Source organism: Halopseudomonas pelagia, from assembly GCF_009497895.1.
Classification (GTDB): Bacteria; Pseudomonadota; Gammaproteobacteria; order Pseudomonadales; family Pseudomonadaceae; genus Halopseudomonas; species Halopseudomonas pelagia_A.
Genome location: NZ_CP033116.1, coordinates 2,341,560 through 2,358,114, shown reverse-complemented (window position 1 = coordinate 2,358,114; position 16,555 = coordinate 2,341,560). Strand labels below are relative to the sequence as shown.

Sequence of the window (16,555 nt, the reverse complement as noted above, 5' to 3'; positions counted from 1 at the left end):
AAGCTACAGCGACAGAGGCGTGGTTCCTACTCCGAACATAGGACCACGCTCTGCCGGCCGATAAAGCACTGGACCACGAGCAATACTCAGGTTCTGAAACGACCTACCTGCTGCTGTAATCCTGCCGCCAGTCTGGCCATTGATTCGCTGGCTTGGCGACTTTCTTCTGAGCTCTGCGCTGCCTGGTTGGACAGATCGCGAATGCCGCTGATATTACGTGCGATCTCTTCAGTGGTTTGGCTTTGCTCCTCACAGGCCGACGCTATCTGCGCGGCCATGTCATTGATGCGTACTACCGATTGGGCGGTCTCGTTCAACGAGCGCTCCGCCCCGGCGGCTTGTTCCACGCTTTGCGAGGCAAGCCCTGCACCGCGCTGCATGACCGCCACCGCCTGACCACTACCTGCCTGCAGGCTCTGAATCATCTCCTGAATATCCCGCGTGGAGGCTTGTGTGCGGGCGGCCAATGCCCGTACTTCATCGGCCACTACCGCAAAGCCCCTGCCCTGCTCTCCGGCGCGCGCCGCTTCAATCGCCGCGTTCAACGCCAGCAGGTTGGTCTGTTCTGCAATCGCCTGGATAACACTGAGCACTCCGCCGATCTTGTCGCTGTCCTGCTCCAGACGATTGATCACCCCGGCAGCCTCTTCGACGTCTGCCGCCAACCGGCGCAGCGCATTCATGGTCTGGCCCACGACCTCGGAGGCAGCGTGCCCCTGCTTGTCTGCCTGGCTGGCAGCCTCGGCGGTGCTGTGGGCGTTATCCGCGACCTCCTGAATGGCCGCGGTCATCTCTGTCGCGGCGGTACTGACCTGATCGATCGCACTGTACTGTTCATTGACCAGGCGATCCTGATGCGCAGCAATGGTACTCATCTGCTCGGACGCCGCTGCCACTTGCAGAGTGGAGTCAGCGACTTCGCGGATCAACGTCTGCAGCTGGGAGAGGAACTGGTTAATAGTGGTGCCCAACTGGCCTATTTCATCAGTCGAATTGACCTCCACCCGCTTGGTCAAATCACCTTCACCATCGGCTATATCACTAATGCGCTGCAGAATGTTCTGGATAGGACGGACAATCAGACCGGGGAAAAATAGGATCATCAGCAAACACACGGCCAATCCGATCAGCGTCATGGTCGTAACAATGGCCGAGCCCCTAGCCGACGCGACGCGAGCTTCAGCCTCCTCCAAGGCGGCCTGCGCATCAATCTGCTGGGTCATCTCATCTATCATTTCTCGGGCATTGCTAAACAGCTGCGCTGACCGTCCAAAACTCAGGGTTTCAGCGCGTATCATATCAGCGTCGTAATCGCTCTGGGCCAAGCTCACCACTTCGTCTGTCGAACGCTTCCACTCTGCAAAAGCATCGTTGAACCGCTGCGCCATAGCCTTCCCTTCACTTGAACGGGTATTGCTAGCAAAGGCGCTAACTCGGTCAATGGCCTGCTGCATATTCTCGCTGTGCTCCGCTGTCATTTCCGCGAACTGATCAGGATCAAGTCCGCTTACCAATGCTCGTTCCGCCAGCAAGGCCTGATACAAGTCACGATCAGCTTGGAGCAGGGTCGTCGACTGTGGCAAAAGCTCATCGGAAAAACGGCTCAAACGGCCTGTAAGATCGGTTACTGCAATATACGACACCATTCCCAGGGCGAAGAACAAGCCGACCAAAATACCTAGCGGTAAAGTCAGCTTCCAACGAAAGCTCATATTGCGAAAAAAGCCGAACATAGTTATCACTCCAGTAACCAACGCAATGCACTCTGCAGAATTTCCGTGACAGCATCACCGATTTCCTGGCGCATCTGACCGGAGTATCGACCAAAATACCGCTTTCTTTAGTTTTGGTTACATTTTATGCAACAGTTCATGCCGGCAAAGGCAACAATTTGCTGGAGCAGTTGGACTGATGAGCATCGAGGCGGGTACTTACAAGGGGAAAACAAGCCAACCCGGGAGGGTTGGCTATTGGATCAGGAGAGCATAACCAGGCGGTTCGGCAGCTCGTTGCGCTCGTGGGTAGCGGGTACATGCTGCTGCAATTGCTCACCACAAGCCTGAATACAGGTTAGAAAGCCTTGGAGCACTTCGCCTTCGCGCACCTGGGCAGTAAAGCGCTCGATGATCGACTCCCACACCGCATCATCAATCCGCGCAGAAATGCCGCGGTCGACCAGTATTTCCACATAGCGCTCGGCCTCTGACACGAAGATCAGCATGCCGGTATCGCCTTCGGTGTGATGCAAACCCTGCTCGACGAACTGCCGACGCGCAAGATTACCCGCGCGCCAGAATCGGACCGGTGCCGGTATTAACCGGGTCATGATTCCCGGTAGCCGGAACACCAGCGCCAGCAAGATAAAGCTCAGCCACTGCACCAGCAGCAGTTGCCACGGCCCCAACCAATCGGTCAGCAGCAGCACCGCTCCCGGCAATACCAGGGCTATCAAGCTGGCCCACAGCAGCGGGATGTAATGATAGTCATCAGCCTGCGCGGCCAATACCGTGACCACCTCGGCATCGGTTGTCAGTTCAATTCGGTCGATCGCATCAGCTACTTGCTGCTGCTCATTTTGCGTAAGAAGAGTCATTGCTTTTCCATCCTGGACATTACCAGCCACCCGAGGCGCCACCGCCTCCAAAGCCGCCACCACCACCACCGAAACCGCCGCCACCGCCCATACCGCCACCACGGCCGCCCATACCACCGAGCAAGGCTCCTGCCAGCATGGCTGTGCCCAGGCGGCCGCGTTTACCACGCCCACCACGGCCACCGCCGCCAATCAGGCCCATGACGATAAAGAACAGCAGAATAAATATCCCGACCGGCGGCTTGTCACCTTTGCCTGCGGGCTGCGCATCCGGAGCGCGAAGTGGATCACCCCCGAGCACCTGAACCATCGCCGTCGTCCCTTCAACGATACCGCGCTCGAATTCATTCTGACGGAAGGCCGGGGTAATAATGCTGTTGATGATCAGCGAAGACTGGGCATCTGTCAGACGCCCTTCCAGGCCATAACCAACCTCGATACGCAGAAGCCGATCATCGCGGGCAATAATCAGCAAGGCACCAGTATCTTCCTCGGCCTGGCCTATACCCCAGGTACGCCCGAGTTCCAGACCGAACTCTTCGATACTGCGCCCCTGCAGGTCCGGTACCGTGACCACAACAACCTGCTCGCCGGTAGCCTGTTCGTGGCTGGCCAACATCGAGGTCAGTTGCGACTCGGTGGCAGATTCGAGCATCTCGGCCTGGTCAACTACTCGACCGGTTAGCTCAGGAACGGTTAAGTCCTGCGCCGTCACTGTGCTCGCCATCAGTACCAGACCTGCGATCAGGGCCGCTTTCATGCCTGACCTTATAACTGACAAGGGTGATGCATAGCTCATTCGAACTCCACAGCAGGCGCTTGTTCAGCGTTGTCGGTTGTCGCTTCGAAGTTTTCACGGATGGGCATATCGCTGTACATCACGCTATGCCAGAGACGTCCTGGGAAGGTGCGTATCTCGGTGTTGTACTGCTCGACGGCAGCGATGTAATCCCGGCGAGCAACCGCAATACGATTCTCGGTGCCTTCAAGTTGCGACTGCAGCGCCAGAAAGTTCTGATTCGACTTCAGTTCCGGATAGCGCTCGGAGACCGCCATCAGGCGGCTCAATGCCCCGGTCAGTTGGCCTTGGGCCTGTTCGAAGGCGCGCATCTTAGCCGGATCATTCAAGTCATCCGCGCTGATCTGGATCGAGGTTGCGCGGGCGCGTGCTTCGACCACTGCGGTCAAGGTCTCCTGCTCCTGGCGGGCAAAACCTTTTACCGTTTCCACCAGATTCGGGATCAGATCCGCACGGCGCTGATACTGGTTCTCGACCTGCGACCAGGCGGACTTAACCTGCTCATCGTAGGTTGGAATATTGTTGATGCCGCAACCGGCCAGAAACGTGGTAATCACGAGAAGAGCTGCCAGGTGCCAAGGTAATCGCAAATGCTGCGTATGCATTTTGTACTCGTCCATGCCGAAAGGGTTTCAAGTCAGACCATCTGCCCGAAGGTGAGTTCAGAGCATTGTGCAGAGCCCACCCTAACAGCATTGCCGCTGTTTTTCTTGCAACGACAACCGCAGGGCTACAAATGCGCGCCGCAGCAGCCGTCGCGAGAGGGTAAACTGGTGTTCAGACTCTAACACCGGTTCCGCAAACAATGACCTTCGCCTCCCTCGGCTTGATTGATCCGCTCGTACGCACTCTGGCAACGCTTGGCTACGAGACCCCGACGCCCATCCAGCTACAGGCCATACCCGCCGTTCTCAAAGGCGGCGATCTGCTGGCTGCCGCCCAAACCGGCACGGGTAAAACGGCCGGTTTCGCCTTGCCGCTGTTGCAACGGCTGACCCAGGAAGGCGCCAAGACAGCCAGCAACTGCGTGCGGGCCCTGGTCCTGGTGCCGACCAGGGAGTTGGCCGAGCAGCTATTGCACAGCTTCACGGCCTACGGTGAACAACTGCCATTGCGCAGCTACGCGGTATACGGCGGTGTGGCGATTAATCCGCAGATGATGGCTTTGCGCAAAGGGACGGATGTGCTCATCGCCACGCCTGGCCGACTACTCGACCTGCATCGTCAGAACGCGGTGAAGTTTAGTCAACTGCAGGTACTGGTCCTGGATGAGGCCGACCGTATGCTCGACCTGGGTTTTGCCGACGAGTTGCAACAGCTATTCATGACGCTGCCGAAACGGCGTCAGACGCTACTGTTCTCCGCAACCTTTTCCGCGACCATCCGGAGCCTGGCGGATGAGTTGCTGCACGATCCCCTGCAGATTGATATCAGCCCGCGTAACTCCGCAGCGCGTAACGTTACCCAGCACGTCATTCCGGTGGATAAAAAGCGCAAAAGCGAGCTTTTTCTCCACTTGCTCACCCAGCGCAGCTGGGGCCAGGTGCTGGTCTTTGCGAAAACCCGTGTTGCCGTCGACCAGCTAGCGGAAGCGCTGCAAGCCCAGGGCATACCGGCGGACGCCATCCATGGCGACCGGCCACAGCCCAGCCGCTTGCGCGCCCTTGCCCGATTCAAGGCTGGCGAGGTGCAGGTGCTGGTGGCTACCGACGTGGCCGCCCGTGGCTTGGATATCGAAGCGCTGCCGGTGGTGGTCAATCTGGACCTGCCCATCGTCGCCGAGGATTACATCCACCGCATTGGCCGTACTGGTCGTGCTGGCGCTGATGGGGAAGCTATCTCTTTAGTCAGTGCAGATGAAGTCAGGCAGCTCGCCGCCATTGAAACGCTGCTGCAAACCTTGCTGCCACGCCAATCCGAGCCCGGTTTCGAACCCGAGCACAAAGTCCCCGTTACCGGGCTCGGCGGCCAGTTGATCAAGAAACCGAAAAAGTTGAAAAAGAACAAAACCGCTAAAGGACGTATCCACCTGGGCGACTGGTTCGAAGAGAAATAACTTTCGGTTGGGGTGCAGCGCCCGAAGCAAAATGTGCATCAAGTCTCAGCCTCGCTTCTTACCAGCCATCTGGAGCCTTACAGCAGTGAAAAATCGCGCTACAATCCGCGCGATTTTTTGCGTCTGAGCGGCATTTCGATCCGTATAGCCGATAAATAGACACGGACCGCATCGGTGTCCGTAGTGAGTCATCAGGGAGCAGGACGATGGACAGGAAGTGGGGATTAAGAGTGCTGACCTTTGCGGCAGCTTTGAGCGTAACCCAGGCTCACGGCAAAGTTGACAGTACGCAGGCGGCCCAACTGGGCAATGGACTTACGCCATTGGGGGCGGAACGCGCCGGTAACGCAGAGGGCACCATTCCAGCCTGGACGGGCGGAGCCAGTGCACCTGCCCATTACCGCCTAGGCATGCACCACCCAGACCCTTATGCCGACGAAGCCGCGCTCTACCAAATCTCTCACGAGCACACCGAACAGAACGCCAGCCTGCTACCCGAGGGTCTGCGTGACTTGCTTGAGCGCCATCCTGAATACTACCTGCGGGTCTTTCCCTCACGCCGCAGTGCCGCGGCACCAGAGCGGGTCTATGAGGCGACCCGGCAAAACGCCTTGAATGCTGAGCTGGTCGAAAATGGCAACGGCATCACTGGCGCTGCTGCCGGCATACCCTTTCCTATCCCGCAAAATGGTACCGAGGTGATCTGGAACCACATCCTGCATTACCGCGGCGATCAGAACCATTTCATCAACAATCAGGCAGTGGTTATTAACGGCAATGCCAACCTGATCAAGCGCGACCGGCAAATTTACTATGTTTACGGTCGCGAGGGCATGACGTCGGCCAAGCTCGACAATACGCTACTGCACTACAAATACACTGTCACCGCACCGGCTCGTCTGGCCGGCACGTCGTTGGTCGTCGAGGATCCGTTAGACCAGATTTTCACTACGCGCAAGGCCTGGCGTTACAGCCCGGATAACCGCCGGGTTCGCCGCCTGCCCTCGCTGGCCTATGACTCCTTGCAACCCGATACCAGCGGCCTGGCCACTGCCGACGTGGTGGACTCCTACAATGGCGCGCCGGATCGCTATGAATGGACGCTGGCGGGAAAGCGCGAAATGCTGGTGCCCTACAACAGTTATGCCGTTCACCAAAAGGGCATTCCCTACGACCAGATCGTCCAGGCCAAAACCCTGAACCCGGAACTATTGCGCTACGAGCTGCATCGGGTTTGGGTTGTTGACGCCAATTTGCGCTACGGCTACACCCATCCCTACGTGGTGCGCCGTTTCTATATCGATGAGGACAGTTGGCAAATCCTCGCCGTGGATTTGCGGGACAAGAATGGTGAGTTGATCGGATTACAGGAAAGCCATCCGATCAACTACTACGATGTGCCCATGTTCGGCAGTACGCTGGAAACCCTTTACCACTTGAAGACGGGCAACTATTTCGTCGACGGCCTGGATAACAACGAACCGATGTACAACTTCGAGGCTCAATTGAGCCCCCGGGATTTCTCGCCCCAGGCGTTGCGCCGGGAAGGAAACTGACCCAAACGCTCCGCGGTCTGGCCAGCCAGTCGCGGGGCTGCCCGCCTGGACCTACCCCCCAGAACGAACTGCGCCGACTAAAGAACCTCAGCGGTTTCTTTCGTCCTTCTCATCGAGTTGCTCGCGTATCTTGCCGGGATCTATCTCGTTCAGCTCCTCGCCCTCCAGCGGACCTTCCCACTGATCATGAGGCGGCTCATCACTGGGACGCGGCTTGTGAGGCGGATTATTTTCACCGGGATGTTGATGGTCGTTAGTCATGAGAACTCCAGCCAATACAGATGCATGTTCTGGTGTGATAGGTAAAAACCGGCCCGAGTTCCGCTGACCGTGTCTATCTCACTTCAAATGCGGCGCCAGAATGGCATACAGCTCGGGTCGATTGGCCCTGATCTCTTCATGCGACAATCCCTCCAGCGAATGCGGATACTTTAGCCACGCATCGGTATTGTGCTGATAGTAGTCAGGTTCCCAGCCCACCTCGTTGCGGCTTGGCTTGTAGTACGGCACGGCGACACGGATGTCATTCGGAGTATTGAGCCGCGCCTTCTGACGCAGCTCCTCGATAATCGCAGCAACCGACCTGCCAGTATCGAATACATCATCAACGATCAGCAGCCGGTCTTCCTGGGTGACGTGTTTAACCAGGTAATTCAGCCCATGCACTCGTACCGTGCGGCTTTGCTGGTCTATTCCGTGGTAGGAAGAAGTGCGAATGGCGATGTTGTCGGTCTGCACGCCGTGATAATCAAGAAATTCCTGAACGGCGATACCCATGGGCACACCGCCGCGCCACACGGCGATCATGAAGGTGGGGCGAAACCCGGAGTTGAGCACCTGCGCGGCGAGATGAAAGGCATCTTCGAGCAAACTTTGTGCGCTGAGGTATTGTTTCTCTGGCATAAGACCGTTAGCGTTTGTGACTTCGCGCCATAGTCCCACCAGTCGGAGCATCCTGGCAAGTCATGCAAGAGCCTTCAGCACCTCAGCAAACCCCACGCCAGCGGCGATTCCTACAGGAAAACGAGCTGATTGAAGACGCCTTTCGCCTGGGGGTGCAAATCTATGAGAGCGGCTTCCGACCCAATTTTATTGTCGGCCTGTGGCGTGGCGGCAGCGCCATCGGCATCTATGTACAGGAATGCTTGCAAACCCTTGGTGTAGCTACTGACCATATCGCCTTGCGCACCTCCTATCGGGGTATGGATCATTACGATGCGATGGTGGCCTCGCCCGAGGAAGAAATACGGGTTCACGGCACCCATTACCTGCTAGACAACCTCAACCACGACGATCGCCTGCTGATCGTGGACGATGCCTTTGGCACGGGTTACAGCATGACTGCCGTATTGAATCGGCTGAGCCAGCAACTCAAGCGCAATATGCCGCAGGACACGCGCATTGCTACGCTTTATCAGCGCCAGGGTGCCGGGCGTACCGCGCTAAAACCTGACTACTGTCTGCACAGCACCGAAGATTGGTTGGTCTTTCCTTACGAAATGAACGGCCTGAGTCGCGCAGATATCGACCAGCACAAGCCCTATCTCGGCGCCATACTCGATAGCGTCAAACCGCGGACATAAACAGGGCGCCATCTGGTGCCCTGTCCGCAGAGAAAAAACCAGGTCTTAGTCGATCAGCACCACATGCCCTTCACGCGGATCAATGCGCCCGGCGCAAAGATCTTCGACCAGCGCCTGCGCGGCTTCCAGACCGTGATGCTCATTGACCCGCATCCAGGGTTGCTGTTTGTCGCCGACCCGGCGAATAAACGCCAGCTGCGCCTCATTGAACCGACGTGTTACTTCGGCCGCGCCCCAATCGGCATTGCGCTTCTTGATCTGATAGGGCGCGAAGTAAAACTGCGGCGCGGGCCCCGGCAAGTTTTTCTCGCTCTCGTCCAGATGCTCATGGGACTGTGCAGAGCCCGCGTAACAGTCGTAGACCAGCGAATCGCCAAAATGGTGGTGTACACGCGAGCGCAACTGATCATCACCGGAGAAATCCACATACAGCGTGGGTACGGATGGATCGAGGGTTTCCAGCTCGTCATAACCCACGCTCTGATCGTAGCAACCCAGAGAGTCGACAAATGCCTGGTTGCCGGAAGAGGTCAGGCCGAACAGATGCACCTTATCCAGGCTCTCCAGGCAGAACGCTGTACCGTAAGCGGTTTTGCTCGAAGCGCTGGATACCACAATCTGCCGGGCACCGAAAAAACCATTGTCTTCCAGAAAGTCCGCCAGCATGAATGAGGTGATAAACAGCGGGCGCAGCAGCATCTGGTAGTACTCGTCATCCGCGCGGTAGGCGGCATCAGTACGGGTACGCTGGTATTGATTGTAGGCAGAGGTCAGGTCCAGCCGATGTTCGCTACCATCATAGAAACCGCGCTCGCCGACCCGGACTGGTTTGACCACCAGATGGCTCGCAATCGGCCAGTAGCCATAGAAGCGCTCACCTTTCTCCAGCCCTTCCACAGTGGACTCGACCACCTCGGCAAAGCCCCAGGCCGGCATGTGGCCCCAGCCCTTTTCCTGGGTGGGAAAGAAGTGCCAGTAGCGCAAATGTGGCGTGTCACCGAAGGCGGCATAGGTGATATTGTTGGTTGTAACCGCGAGCCCGTCGATTTTCATCAGCGCCTCGCCTTGCTGCAGCCTCGGTAATTCGCTGGTTACAATACGTGTGCGCTCCAGCGCGGACTTATCAGTTTGCAGTTGAGTCAGCATTGTCATCGCTTGTTGCTCCATAGGAGGGGTTTTCAGGATGCAATTACTCTATCGCGTTGAATCGAGCCCCGGGTTCGGTTATTGAACATGCGCCCCGCTGCCCCTGAAACCAAGGCCCGGCCGCTAAAAAGACCTTCGCAAGCGCGGGCCAAGTTCACCGTTCAAGCCATTTTTGATGCCTTTGTTCGGATTTGGCAGCGCGACGGTTGGCAGCGCATCACCACGCGCGCCGTCGCGCTGGAAACGGGTATCGCCGTAGGTACCCTGTACGACTACTTCCCGAACAAGACCGCCCTGCACTCGGGCTACATGCGCTACTGCATAGAGTCGCTGATTGAAAAGGTCGATACTCAAGTGACGCAGGCGCAAGGCCTGGACTGGGAAGCCCGCCTGCACGGTCTGTTACAGATACTCTGTGGCGTGGAACGTACGGGCTTGCCCTGGTTTCATCCAGACATGCTGGACCTGGAGCCGTCCATCGCTGAACTCAAACACCAGCAGCGCGCACACCAGGAACTGAGCCAGATGTGGCAGCGCGTGTTTCAAGCCTGTACCGATCTGCCGCGCATCCCTTCCCCAGCAACCATAGAGGCGTTACACATCGCAGTCTGGGGCGGGCGGCGTTATGCCCTGTTACTGCAGATGGATGACGATTACATGCGTCAGTGGGCGGAACAGATGGAGCAGCTGTGCCGTGCCGCAATTCAAGCCGACAACAACATCTCGACATCCAACTGAAAACGCCGAGCCCTGAGGGGGTCCCGGCGCTTCATTAGTAGCCTGCCGCTTAGTAAGGGCAGTTACCGCGATACTCGGAAATGTCGCTGTCGTCCTCATGGTCAGGACCGCAGAGGAACTGCTGATAACGGTCATCATTATCCAGATGCAGCTTCATCCAGGACACACCGAAACGGCTCAGCACATCATTGTTGAACCCACCACCGTTGCCGCAGTAGTGGCTGCCACCGTCGATCTCGACGAAGGCCTTGTCCACGTCCTCGGGGATGCGGTTGTAGAACGGTGATGCATGACTTCCCACCGGAGCAATAATGTCGGACTCGCAGGCAATGATCAGCGTCGGCGCCTCTACATTGCGAAAGCGCAAGCTGGAGGTATCCCAAGGCGCCAGCGGTATGGCCGCACTGATACGACCCTCAGTGGCCACGCGCAGCGTGCCGCCGCCGCCCATCGACCAGCCAACTACACCCAGGCGATCGGTATCGATCATGCCCTGCACCGGGCTACCCGAGCTGGTGTTTTCATCAACCAGATAATCAAGAGCGGCATTGATCTGATCAGCACGGCTTGGCGGCTGATCGAAGCCGCTGTTGGTATCGATGGTCATGACTACAAAGCCGTGTGAAGCCAGCTTGGGCCCCCACCATTCGATAGACGACTCGGCAGATACATAACCGGGAATCACAACGATCGCCGCCATGGTGCCGGTGGTGTCTTCAGGGTAGTGAATAGTACCGCCACCGAAACCACTCACGAAGCCAGAGACCCGTTCGGTATCGACAGAATAAGGACCGGTAGCCGCTTCCAGAAAAGACACACTGGGATCGGGACCGCGCTCAAAGCCCGTACCAGGCTCACTCGGCTCGTCTGGAGGAACTGGGTTTGCGGCCATCGCAGTAGCAGAGAGCATCAACGCACTCGCCGTAAGGAACGTAGACAGAGTCTTGGAAAGGCGGGCTGGGCGGGAAATAGTATTTTTCATTGAAACTCCATGGATATAACAACGGTTTTATTATTCAAACTTGTTTTAGCTGACGGTCCACGGACCAGAGAAATACCATCAGCCGGCCGAAGTTTTGATCCATAAAGAACACAAGTCAATGCCATCTGGGCACTTTCACCCATATGGGTTAAAGTTATAAATGATACACTTTCATTTTATGACCATACGAAATGAATTGTTTTAAATCAATTGCTTAACCCAAATGGGTGAGATAGCGTTGTGCCGAAATGCATATAAACACTTCGTCACTAACAACACGAAAACTTGAATAGAAAGACCAAAGAGCCCGACATAGTAAGTTAGCGATTAAAACACCAACTTATAAAGTTAAGACGTGGTGCGATTAACACCAATGCTAACGAACAAATCAGCCAACGCGTGCTTATTGAGCAGTAGTGTCAAGCGCTGCGCTGCCTGTCTAAAAAGCCAAGAACACAACCAGCTTATGCCCAGGTGTCCGCACTCATGCGTCAAAATGTGATCTGCCCAGCAAAGCTGTCACCTTCGAATTGACCTGAGCGCCTGGGTTATTAAGCTCATGCGCCAGAGTGTTGTCGTCATGCCTGTGCATCTAGAGCAAAACCAATGCTCCCACTCTTCACAACAGGCTAAAGCGGTTTTACCAGGAGCGTTAAGCGTCATGCTGAAAATAGGGATTGGTTCTAAGACCTCCACTGGAGGCGCCGTTATTGAGGGCAACTCGGGGCTGACGTTCGATGGCCTTGTAGCCAGCTCCATTGGTCACAAGGCCACCTGCCCAGCTTGCAAGAAAGGGATTGGCGAGATCGTGGCGGTCGGCAAAAGAACTGTCACTCTGCCCGCAGGCCTGGCAGCCAGAGCTGGCGATTACGTTGCCTGCGGTTGCCCGCCGGGGTCCAATACGCTGCTTGGCGAGGGAACCATTACCTTGGGCAGTAACAGTGTGCGTGGTTAACCCCGAAGCGTGATCGCCAACACGCAGCGCCATCAATCAAGGCAAGGGAATAAACTCGTCCTCATCACCCACTACCTTGGCGAATTGCCCCGCGCGCCAAGCCTGTTTGGCCTGTTCTATCCTTTCTCTGCGGCTGGATACAAAATTCCATTCGATAAATCGCCGCCCCAGTGGCTCGCCCCCAATCAGCGCGATGCGGGCGTCCTCGGTGGCAGTCACCACAATATCTGGGGCGCTGGAGAAGATCGCCATCGAGTGCAGGGGTAACGCCGTGCCTCCTGCCTGCAATGCACCACTGGCAACATACACCGCACGTTCGCCGGTTTCGGGGAGCATCAGCGATTGCCCGGCTTTTAAATGCGCCTCTACATACAGCGTCTCGGAGAACACCCGCACTGGCGAGGTGACGCCGAAGGCGCTGCCCATCATCACTCTTACTGTTACGCCTTCTACATCGACGGCAGGTATATCGCGGCTCGGATAGTGGTGAAATGTCGGCGCCACCTCCTCATCTGATTCAGGCAGCACCAGCCACAATTGCAGACCATGCAACTCATGCTCGACTGCCGTGATTTCCGGTCGTTCGCGCTCGGAGTGCACCATGCCGCTACCCGTCACCATCAGATTGATGTCGCCAGGCCGGATAGGCTGCAGACTACCGATGGAGTCCCGATGCAAAATTTCGCCGGCAAACAGGTAGGTCACGGTGGCAATACCAATATGCGGATGTGGCCGCACGTTGATGCCCTGCCCCGCGGAAAAACGTGCGGGCCCCATATGGTCGAAAAATATCCAGGGGCCGACCATCTTGCGTTTCGCCGTGGGCAACGCCCGCCGGACCACCAGACCGCCGATATCGTGCTCGCGTGGCTGGATGATCAGCTCAATGGCGGCGCAAGGCGGGTCAGATACTGAGCAGGACTGAACGGCATCTGGCAACGTATTGCTCATGTGATTTTCCTCCCAACTTAAATTCGCGTAAGACCCGGCCCGCCAACCAGCTCAGCATAGCTCCAGCAACACAAACAGGTCGAGCTTCCCCAGACCTTTCCATCATTGCTCTGAATATCTCTACAACCGCACGTTTGCCGAGCCCCTGTCACTCTGACTACACTTCAGCGATCCCCTGTACACCAAGGACAGAACCATGAGCTTTGCTACCCCTCTCTACCTTTGCGGGCCACTGCGCGAACCCAAGCAAATGCTGGCCGACCAGCAATACAGCGGCCACACCTCCATTCACGATGACAGCATGGCGGAAAAGCTCGGCTTCCGAGCCGGACCTATTGAAGGCCCCACACACTTCAGCCTGTTCGTTCCGCTGTTGGCGGAAATCTGGGGCCAGGCCTGGTTTGAGCGAGGCTGTTTCTCGTCGCACTTCCAGAATATGGTCGTTGAGGGTGAACTGGTTCGCGCTTTTGTCGAGCGGCCTGCTCCCGGCGCCACTCGTGTGCGCGCCTGGGCGGAGAAAGCCGATGGCACTCCGGTACTGGAAGCCAGCGCCAGCCTCGGCCCGGATGACAGCCCTACACTGCTGGATGAGCGTATGGCGAAACTGCGCGCACCGGAGAAGCTGGTCATCCTCTCCGATCTGCACGTCGGCATGCTGGGTGCTGAGGACGAGAAAGTGCGCATGGATGCCGAGCAGCACATGGGCGACCTGTATCCCTTCTCGCTTGCGCAAAAGCTTGAGGGCATAACGGAAAATTCACCCTGGTATTCTGACGACGCCAGCACGCCCTGGGGTCACGCGGTCATTCCGCTGGAGATGGTCAGCGTACTGGCCGAGTACACCAGCAAGCAAGCCGCCTTTCCGGTCAAGCAGCCGGTGATCGGCCTGTTTGCCGATCAGGAGATCCGCATGATCGACGGCCCCCTGTTTGTCGGCGAGGACTACCTGATCCGTCGCGAGATCGTGGCCCTGTCAGAAAGCAAACGCACCGAATCCTACTGGGTCCGCAGCCGCATCTACGACGCCAGCGGCGGAACACTCAAGGCTGAAATGCTGCTAAACCACGCTACGCTAAAGCACTCTTACGCCAACTACGAGGCTGAAGCTTCGGCTTGATGGGCCGCGCCGTTACTGAAGGTAGCGGCGCTTCATCCAGCCTCTCTAGCGCTGCCAGAGTTCAGCACCTGTGTTGATGAATCTTGCATGACGGTCATCCATCGGTAATACCCGCATCCTAGGTTTGAAGTACTTCGTCATACACAACCAAGGATGCGTCAATGTTGAACAATCAATTCAAGGGACTGGCTTGTCTGGTCATCTGCACTTCTCTGACAGCCTGTAATAGCGACTCGTCGGATGATTCCAACGATGATCCGGCTCAGGCGGGCCCACTGACGCTCAACATAGCGCACATAAACGATCATCACTCGCAGCTCGACGCCACCGGCAATTTTGAAATCCAACTGGACGGTGAACCTACCCGCGTTGAGCTCGGTGGCTTTTCACGTGTTACCGCGGCCTTTGCCGAGATAGAACAAAATGTTCCCAATCTGCTGAAGTTACACGCCGGTGACGCTATCACCGGCACTCTTTACTACACCTTTTATCAAGGTGAAGCGGACGCGGACATGATGAATACTGTCTGCTTCGATGCTTTTGCTCTCGGCAACCATGAGTTTGATGACAGCGACGCAGGCTTGAAAACCTTTCTGGATTACCTGGCTGATGGTGACTGTGATACCCCGGTGCTGGCCGCCAACGTCAAACCGCAGGTCGGCACACCACTGGCTCCATCGGCGGTTGATGATTACATCAAGCCTTACATGATCCGCGAAGTCGACGGCGTGCAAGTCGGCGTTATCGGTATCGACATCAGCGGCAAGACCACCAACTCCTCTCGTCCCCTGGACACCACTGAGTTTCTCGATGAAGTTCAGACAGCCCAAGATACGATAGACGATCTACAGAGCCAGGGGGTCGAACATATCGTTCTGCTCACCCATCAAGGCTATGAGAACGACCAGACCATGGCCGCGAGCCTGAGCGGTGTAGACGTCATTATCGGTGGCGACTCACACTCGCTGCTTGGTGATTTCAGCGCCCTGGGCCTGGCCTCCTCCGGAGACTACCCGACCCGCACCACCAACGCCGATGGCGACCTGGTCTGCATCGGCCAGGCGTGGGAGTACAGCAAAGCGCTGGGGCTGATGAGTATCGAGTTCGACAGCGAAGGTAAAGTGGCCAGTTGCGAGGGTCAGGCATCGTTGCTGGTGGGCGACAGCTTCCAACCAGCAGTAGAGGGTAGCTTTGCGGACGTAGACGAAACTCGCCGCCAGGAACTGCTGGCGCTGGTTGAAGGCATCGACGAGCTGCGTGTCACCACGCCGGACGCCGCTGCAGATGCTATTCTAGCGAACTACAAGGAGCAGATAGACGAGCGCAAACAAGAGATCATTGGCCTGGCCAACGAGTCATTCTGCCTGGTACGTGTTCCTGGCGAAACCACTAATCGCAGCAGCGGCACGCCCGGTTGTGACACAGCCAACACACTGGCTCAGGGCAGCGATGCTGCACAACTGGTAGCCGAGGCCTTTCTCAATGCCAGCCAGCGTGCTGACTTTGCATTACAGAACGCAGGCGGTGTGCGTATCCCCTTACCCGCAGGCAACATTACCTATAACACCGCATCGACCATGCTGCCCTTCACCAACGTGCTGGTAGAGCTGGACATCACCGGTGCCGAGGTGATCTCAACCCTGGAGGATGCAGTAGCCAACCATCTTGACGCTTCAGGGTCCGACGGCTCCCAGCCTTATGCAGCGGGCTTGCGCTGGGATGTTGATCTATCCGAAATACCAGGCTCACGCTTCAGTAACGTCGAAGTGCGGGATGTGAACGGACAATGGGCGCCGATAGCGCTGAATCGTACTTACGTGTTGGTGACCAATGACTTTATCGCTGAAGGTCGTGACGGTTACACCACACTGGGTACGGTGACCGAGGATGGGCGGTCGGTAAATACTTACCTGCTGTACACCCAAAGCCTTGTCGATTACCTGATCGCTCAGAATAATGTGTCTCGCCCGTTGCGGGCAGATTATTCTCACCAGGCGGTAGTGACCGCTGATGATGTGCGACTGCTGGACTGAGGTCTGCCACTGCGCTAATAAGCGCTCCGTCTGGGGCGCTTATAAT

Annotated in this window: 16 protein-coding genes; 7 read left to right on the top strand and 9 right to left on the bottom strand. The window is 56.9% G+C overall.

Annotated features, from left to right (window positions below):
• Positions 1-86 precede the first annotated feature (86 nt).
• The 4 genes from EAO82_RS11120 to EAO82_RS11105 form a co-directional block, all read right to left on the bottom strand.
• A complete protein-coding gene (locus tag EAO82_RS11120; protein ID WP_096345778.1) occupies positions 87-1,733 on the bottom strand; it encodes a methyl-accepting chemotaxis protein in 1,647 nt (548 codons plus the stop codon).
• A gap of 242 nt (positions 1,734-1,975) precedes the next feature.
• Positions 1,976-2,593, bottom strand: a complete 618-nt coding sequence (locus EAO82_RS11115) for a TPM domain-containing protein (protein ID WP_096345777.1) — start codon at positions 2,591-2,593, stop codon at positions 1,976-1,978.
• Positions 2,594-2,612: 19 nt separating this feature from the next.
• Entirely contained in the window at positions 2,613-3,353 is a 741-nt protein-coding gene (locus EAO82_RS11110) for a TPM domain-containing protein (RefSeq protein WP_096345776.1), read from the bottom strand.
• 35 nt (positions 3,354-3,388) lie between these two features.
• The gene (locus EAO82_RS11105) at positions 3,389-3,997 is read right to left on the bottom strand and encodes a LemA family protein (protein ID WP_096345881.1); all 609 of its coding nucleotides are present in this window, start codon (positions 3,995-3,997) and stop codon (positions 3,389-3,391) included.
• A gap of 200 nt (positions 3,998-4,197) precedes the next feature.
• On the opposite strand from EAO82_RS11105, the gene EAO82_RS11100 reads away from it, so the two are divergent.
• Together EAO82_RS11100 and EAO82_RS11095 are read left to right on the top strand one after the other, a co-directional pair.
• Positions 4,198-5,448, top strand: a complete 1,251-nt coding sequence (locus EAO82_RS11100; protein ID WP_096345775.1) for a DEAD/DEAH box helicase — start codon at positions 4,198-4,200, stop codon at positions 5,446-5,448.
• Positions 5,449-5,654: 206 nt separating this feature from the next.
• Positions 5,655-7,004 carry a DUF1329 domain-containing protein gene (locus tag EAO82_RS11095; protein WP_096345774.1) on the top strand — a complete coding sequence of 450 codons (1,350 nt, stop codon included), beginning with the start codon at positions 5,655-5,657 and terminating at the stop codon, positions 7,002-7,004.
• Between the two features lie 87 nt (positions 7,005-7,091).
• Here the strand turns inward: EAO82_RS11095 and EAO82_RS11090 are convergent, their stop codons facing one another.
• Together EAO82_RS11090 and EAO82_RS11085 are read right to left on the bottom strand one after the other, a co-directional pair.
• Positions 7,092-7,265, bottom strand: coding sequence for a hypothetical protein (locus EAO82_RS11090; RefSeq protein ID WP_153274287.1), 174 nt, complete (start codon positions 7,263-7,265; stop codon positions 7,092-7,094).
• A 78-nt stretch (positions 7,266-7,343) separates the two neighbouring features.
• Entirely contained in the window at positions 7,344-7,907 is a 564-nt protein-coding gene (locus EAO82_RS11085) for a phosphoribosyltransferase (RefSeq protein WP_096345773.1), read from the bottom strand.
• 62 nt (positions 7,908-7,969) lie between these two features.
• Here EAO82_RS11085 and EAO82_RS11080 point away from each other — a divergent pair, with 62 nt between their 5' ends.
• Positions 7,970-8,587 carry a phosphoribosyltransferase gene (locus EAO82_RS11080; protein WP_096345772.1) on the top strand — a complete coding sequence of 206 codons (618 nt, stop codon included), beginning with the start codon at positions 7,970-7,972 and terminating at the stop codon, positions 8,585-8,587.
• Positions 8,588-8,632: 45 nt separating this feature from the next.
• Here the strand turns inward: EAO82_RS11080 and EAO82_RS11075 are convergent, their stop codons facing one another.
• Positions 8,633-9,739, bottom strand: coding sequence for a DUF2855 family protein (locus EAO82_RS11075; protein ID WP_096345771.1), 1,107 nt, complete (start codon positions 9,737-9,739; stop codon positions 8,633-8,635).
• Between the two features lie 81 nt (positions 9,740-9,820).
• Here EAO82_RS11075 and EAO82_RS11070 point away from each other — a divergent pair, with 81 nt between their 5' ends.
• Positions 9,821-10,471 carry a TetR/AcrR family transcriptional regulator gene (locus tag EAO82_RS11070; protein ID WP_096345770.1) on the top strand — a complete coding sequence of 217 codons (651 nt, stop codon included), beginning with the start codon at positions 9,821-9,823 and terminating at the stop codon, positions 10,469-10,471.
• 49 nt (positions 10,472-10,520) lie between these two features.
• Here the strand turns inward: EAO82_RS11070 and EAO82_RS11065 are convergent, their stop codons facing one another.
• Positions 10,521-11,453 carry an alpha/beta hydrolase family protein gene (locus EAO82_RS11065; protein WP_096345769.1) on the bottom strand — a complete coding sequence of 311 codons (933 nt, stop codon included), beginning with the start codon at positions 11,451-11,453 and terminating at the stop codon, positions 10,521-10,523.
• A 661-nt stretch (positions 11,454-12,114) separates the two neighbouring features.
• On the opposite strand from EAO82_RS11065, the gene EAO82_RS11060 reads away from it, so the two are divergent.
• Positions 12,115-12,408, top strand: a complete 294-nt coding sequence (locus EAO82_RS11060) for a PAAR domain-containing protein (protein ID WP_096345768.1) — start codon at positions 12,115-12,117, stop codon at positions 12,406-12,408.
• A gap of 36 nt (positions 12,409-12,444) precedes the next feature.
• Here the strand turns inward: EAO82_RS11060 and EAO82_RS11055 are convergent, their stop codons facing one another.
• Positions 12,445-13,359 carry a pirin family protein gene (locus EAO82_RS11055; RefSeq protein WP_096345767.1) on the bottom strand — a complete coding sequence of 305 codons (915 nt, stop codon included), beginning with the start codon at positions 13,357-13,359 and terminating at the stop codon, positions 12,445-12,447.
• 196 nt (positions 13,360-13,555) lie between these two features.
• On the opposite strand from EAO82_RS11055, the gene EAO82_RS11050 reads away from it, so the two are divergent.
• Together EAO82_RS11050 and EAO82_RS11045 are read left to right on the top strand one after the other, a co-directional pair.
• A complete protein-coding gene (locus EAO82_RS11050; RefSeq protein ID WP_096345766.1) occupies positions 13,556-14,476 on the top strand; it encodes a hypothetical protein in 921 nt (306 codons plus the stop codon).
• Between the two features lie 161 nt (positions 14,477-14,637).
• Entirely contained in the window at positions 14,638-16,509 is a 1,872-nt protein-coding gene (locus tag EAO82_RS11045; RefSeq protein ID WP_096345765.1) for a 5'-nucleotidase C-terminal domain-containing protein, read from the top strand.
• Positions 16,510-16,555 lie beyond the last annotated feature (46 nt).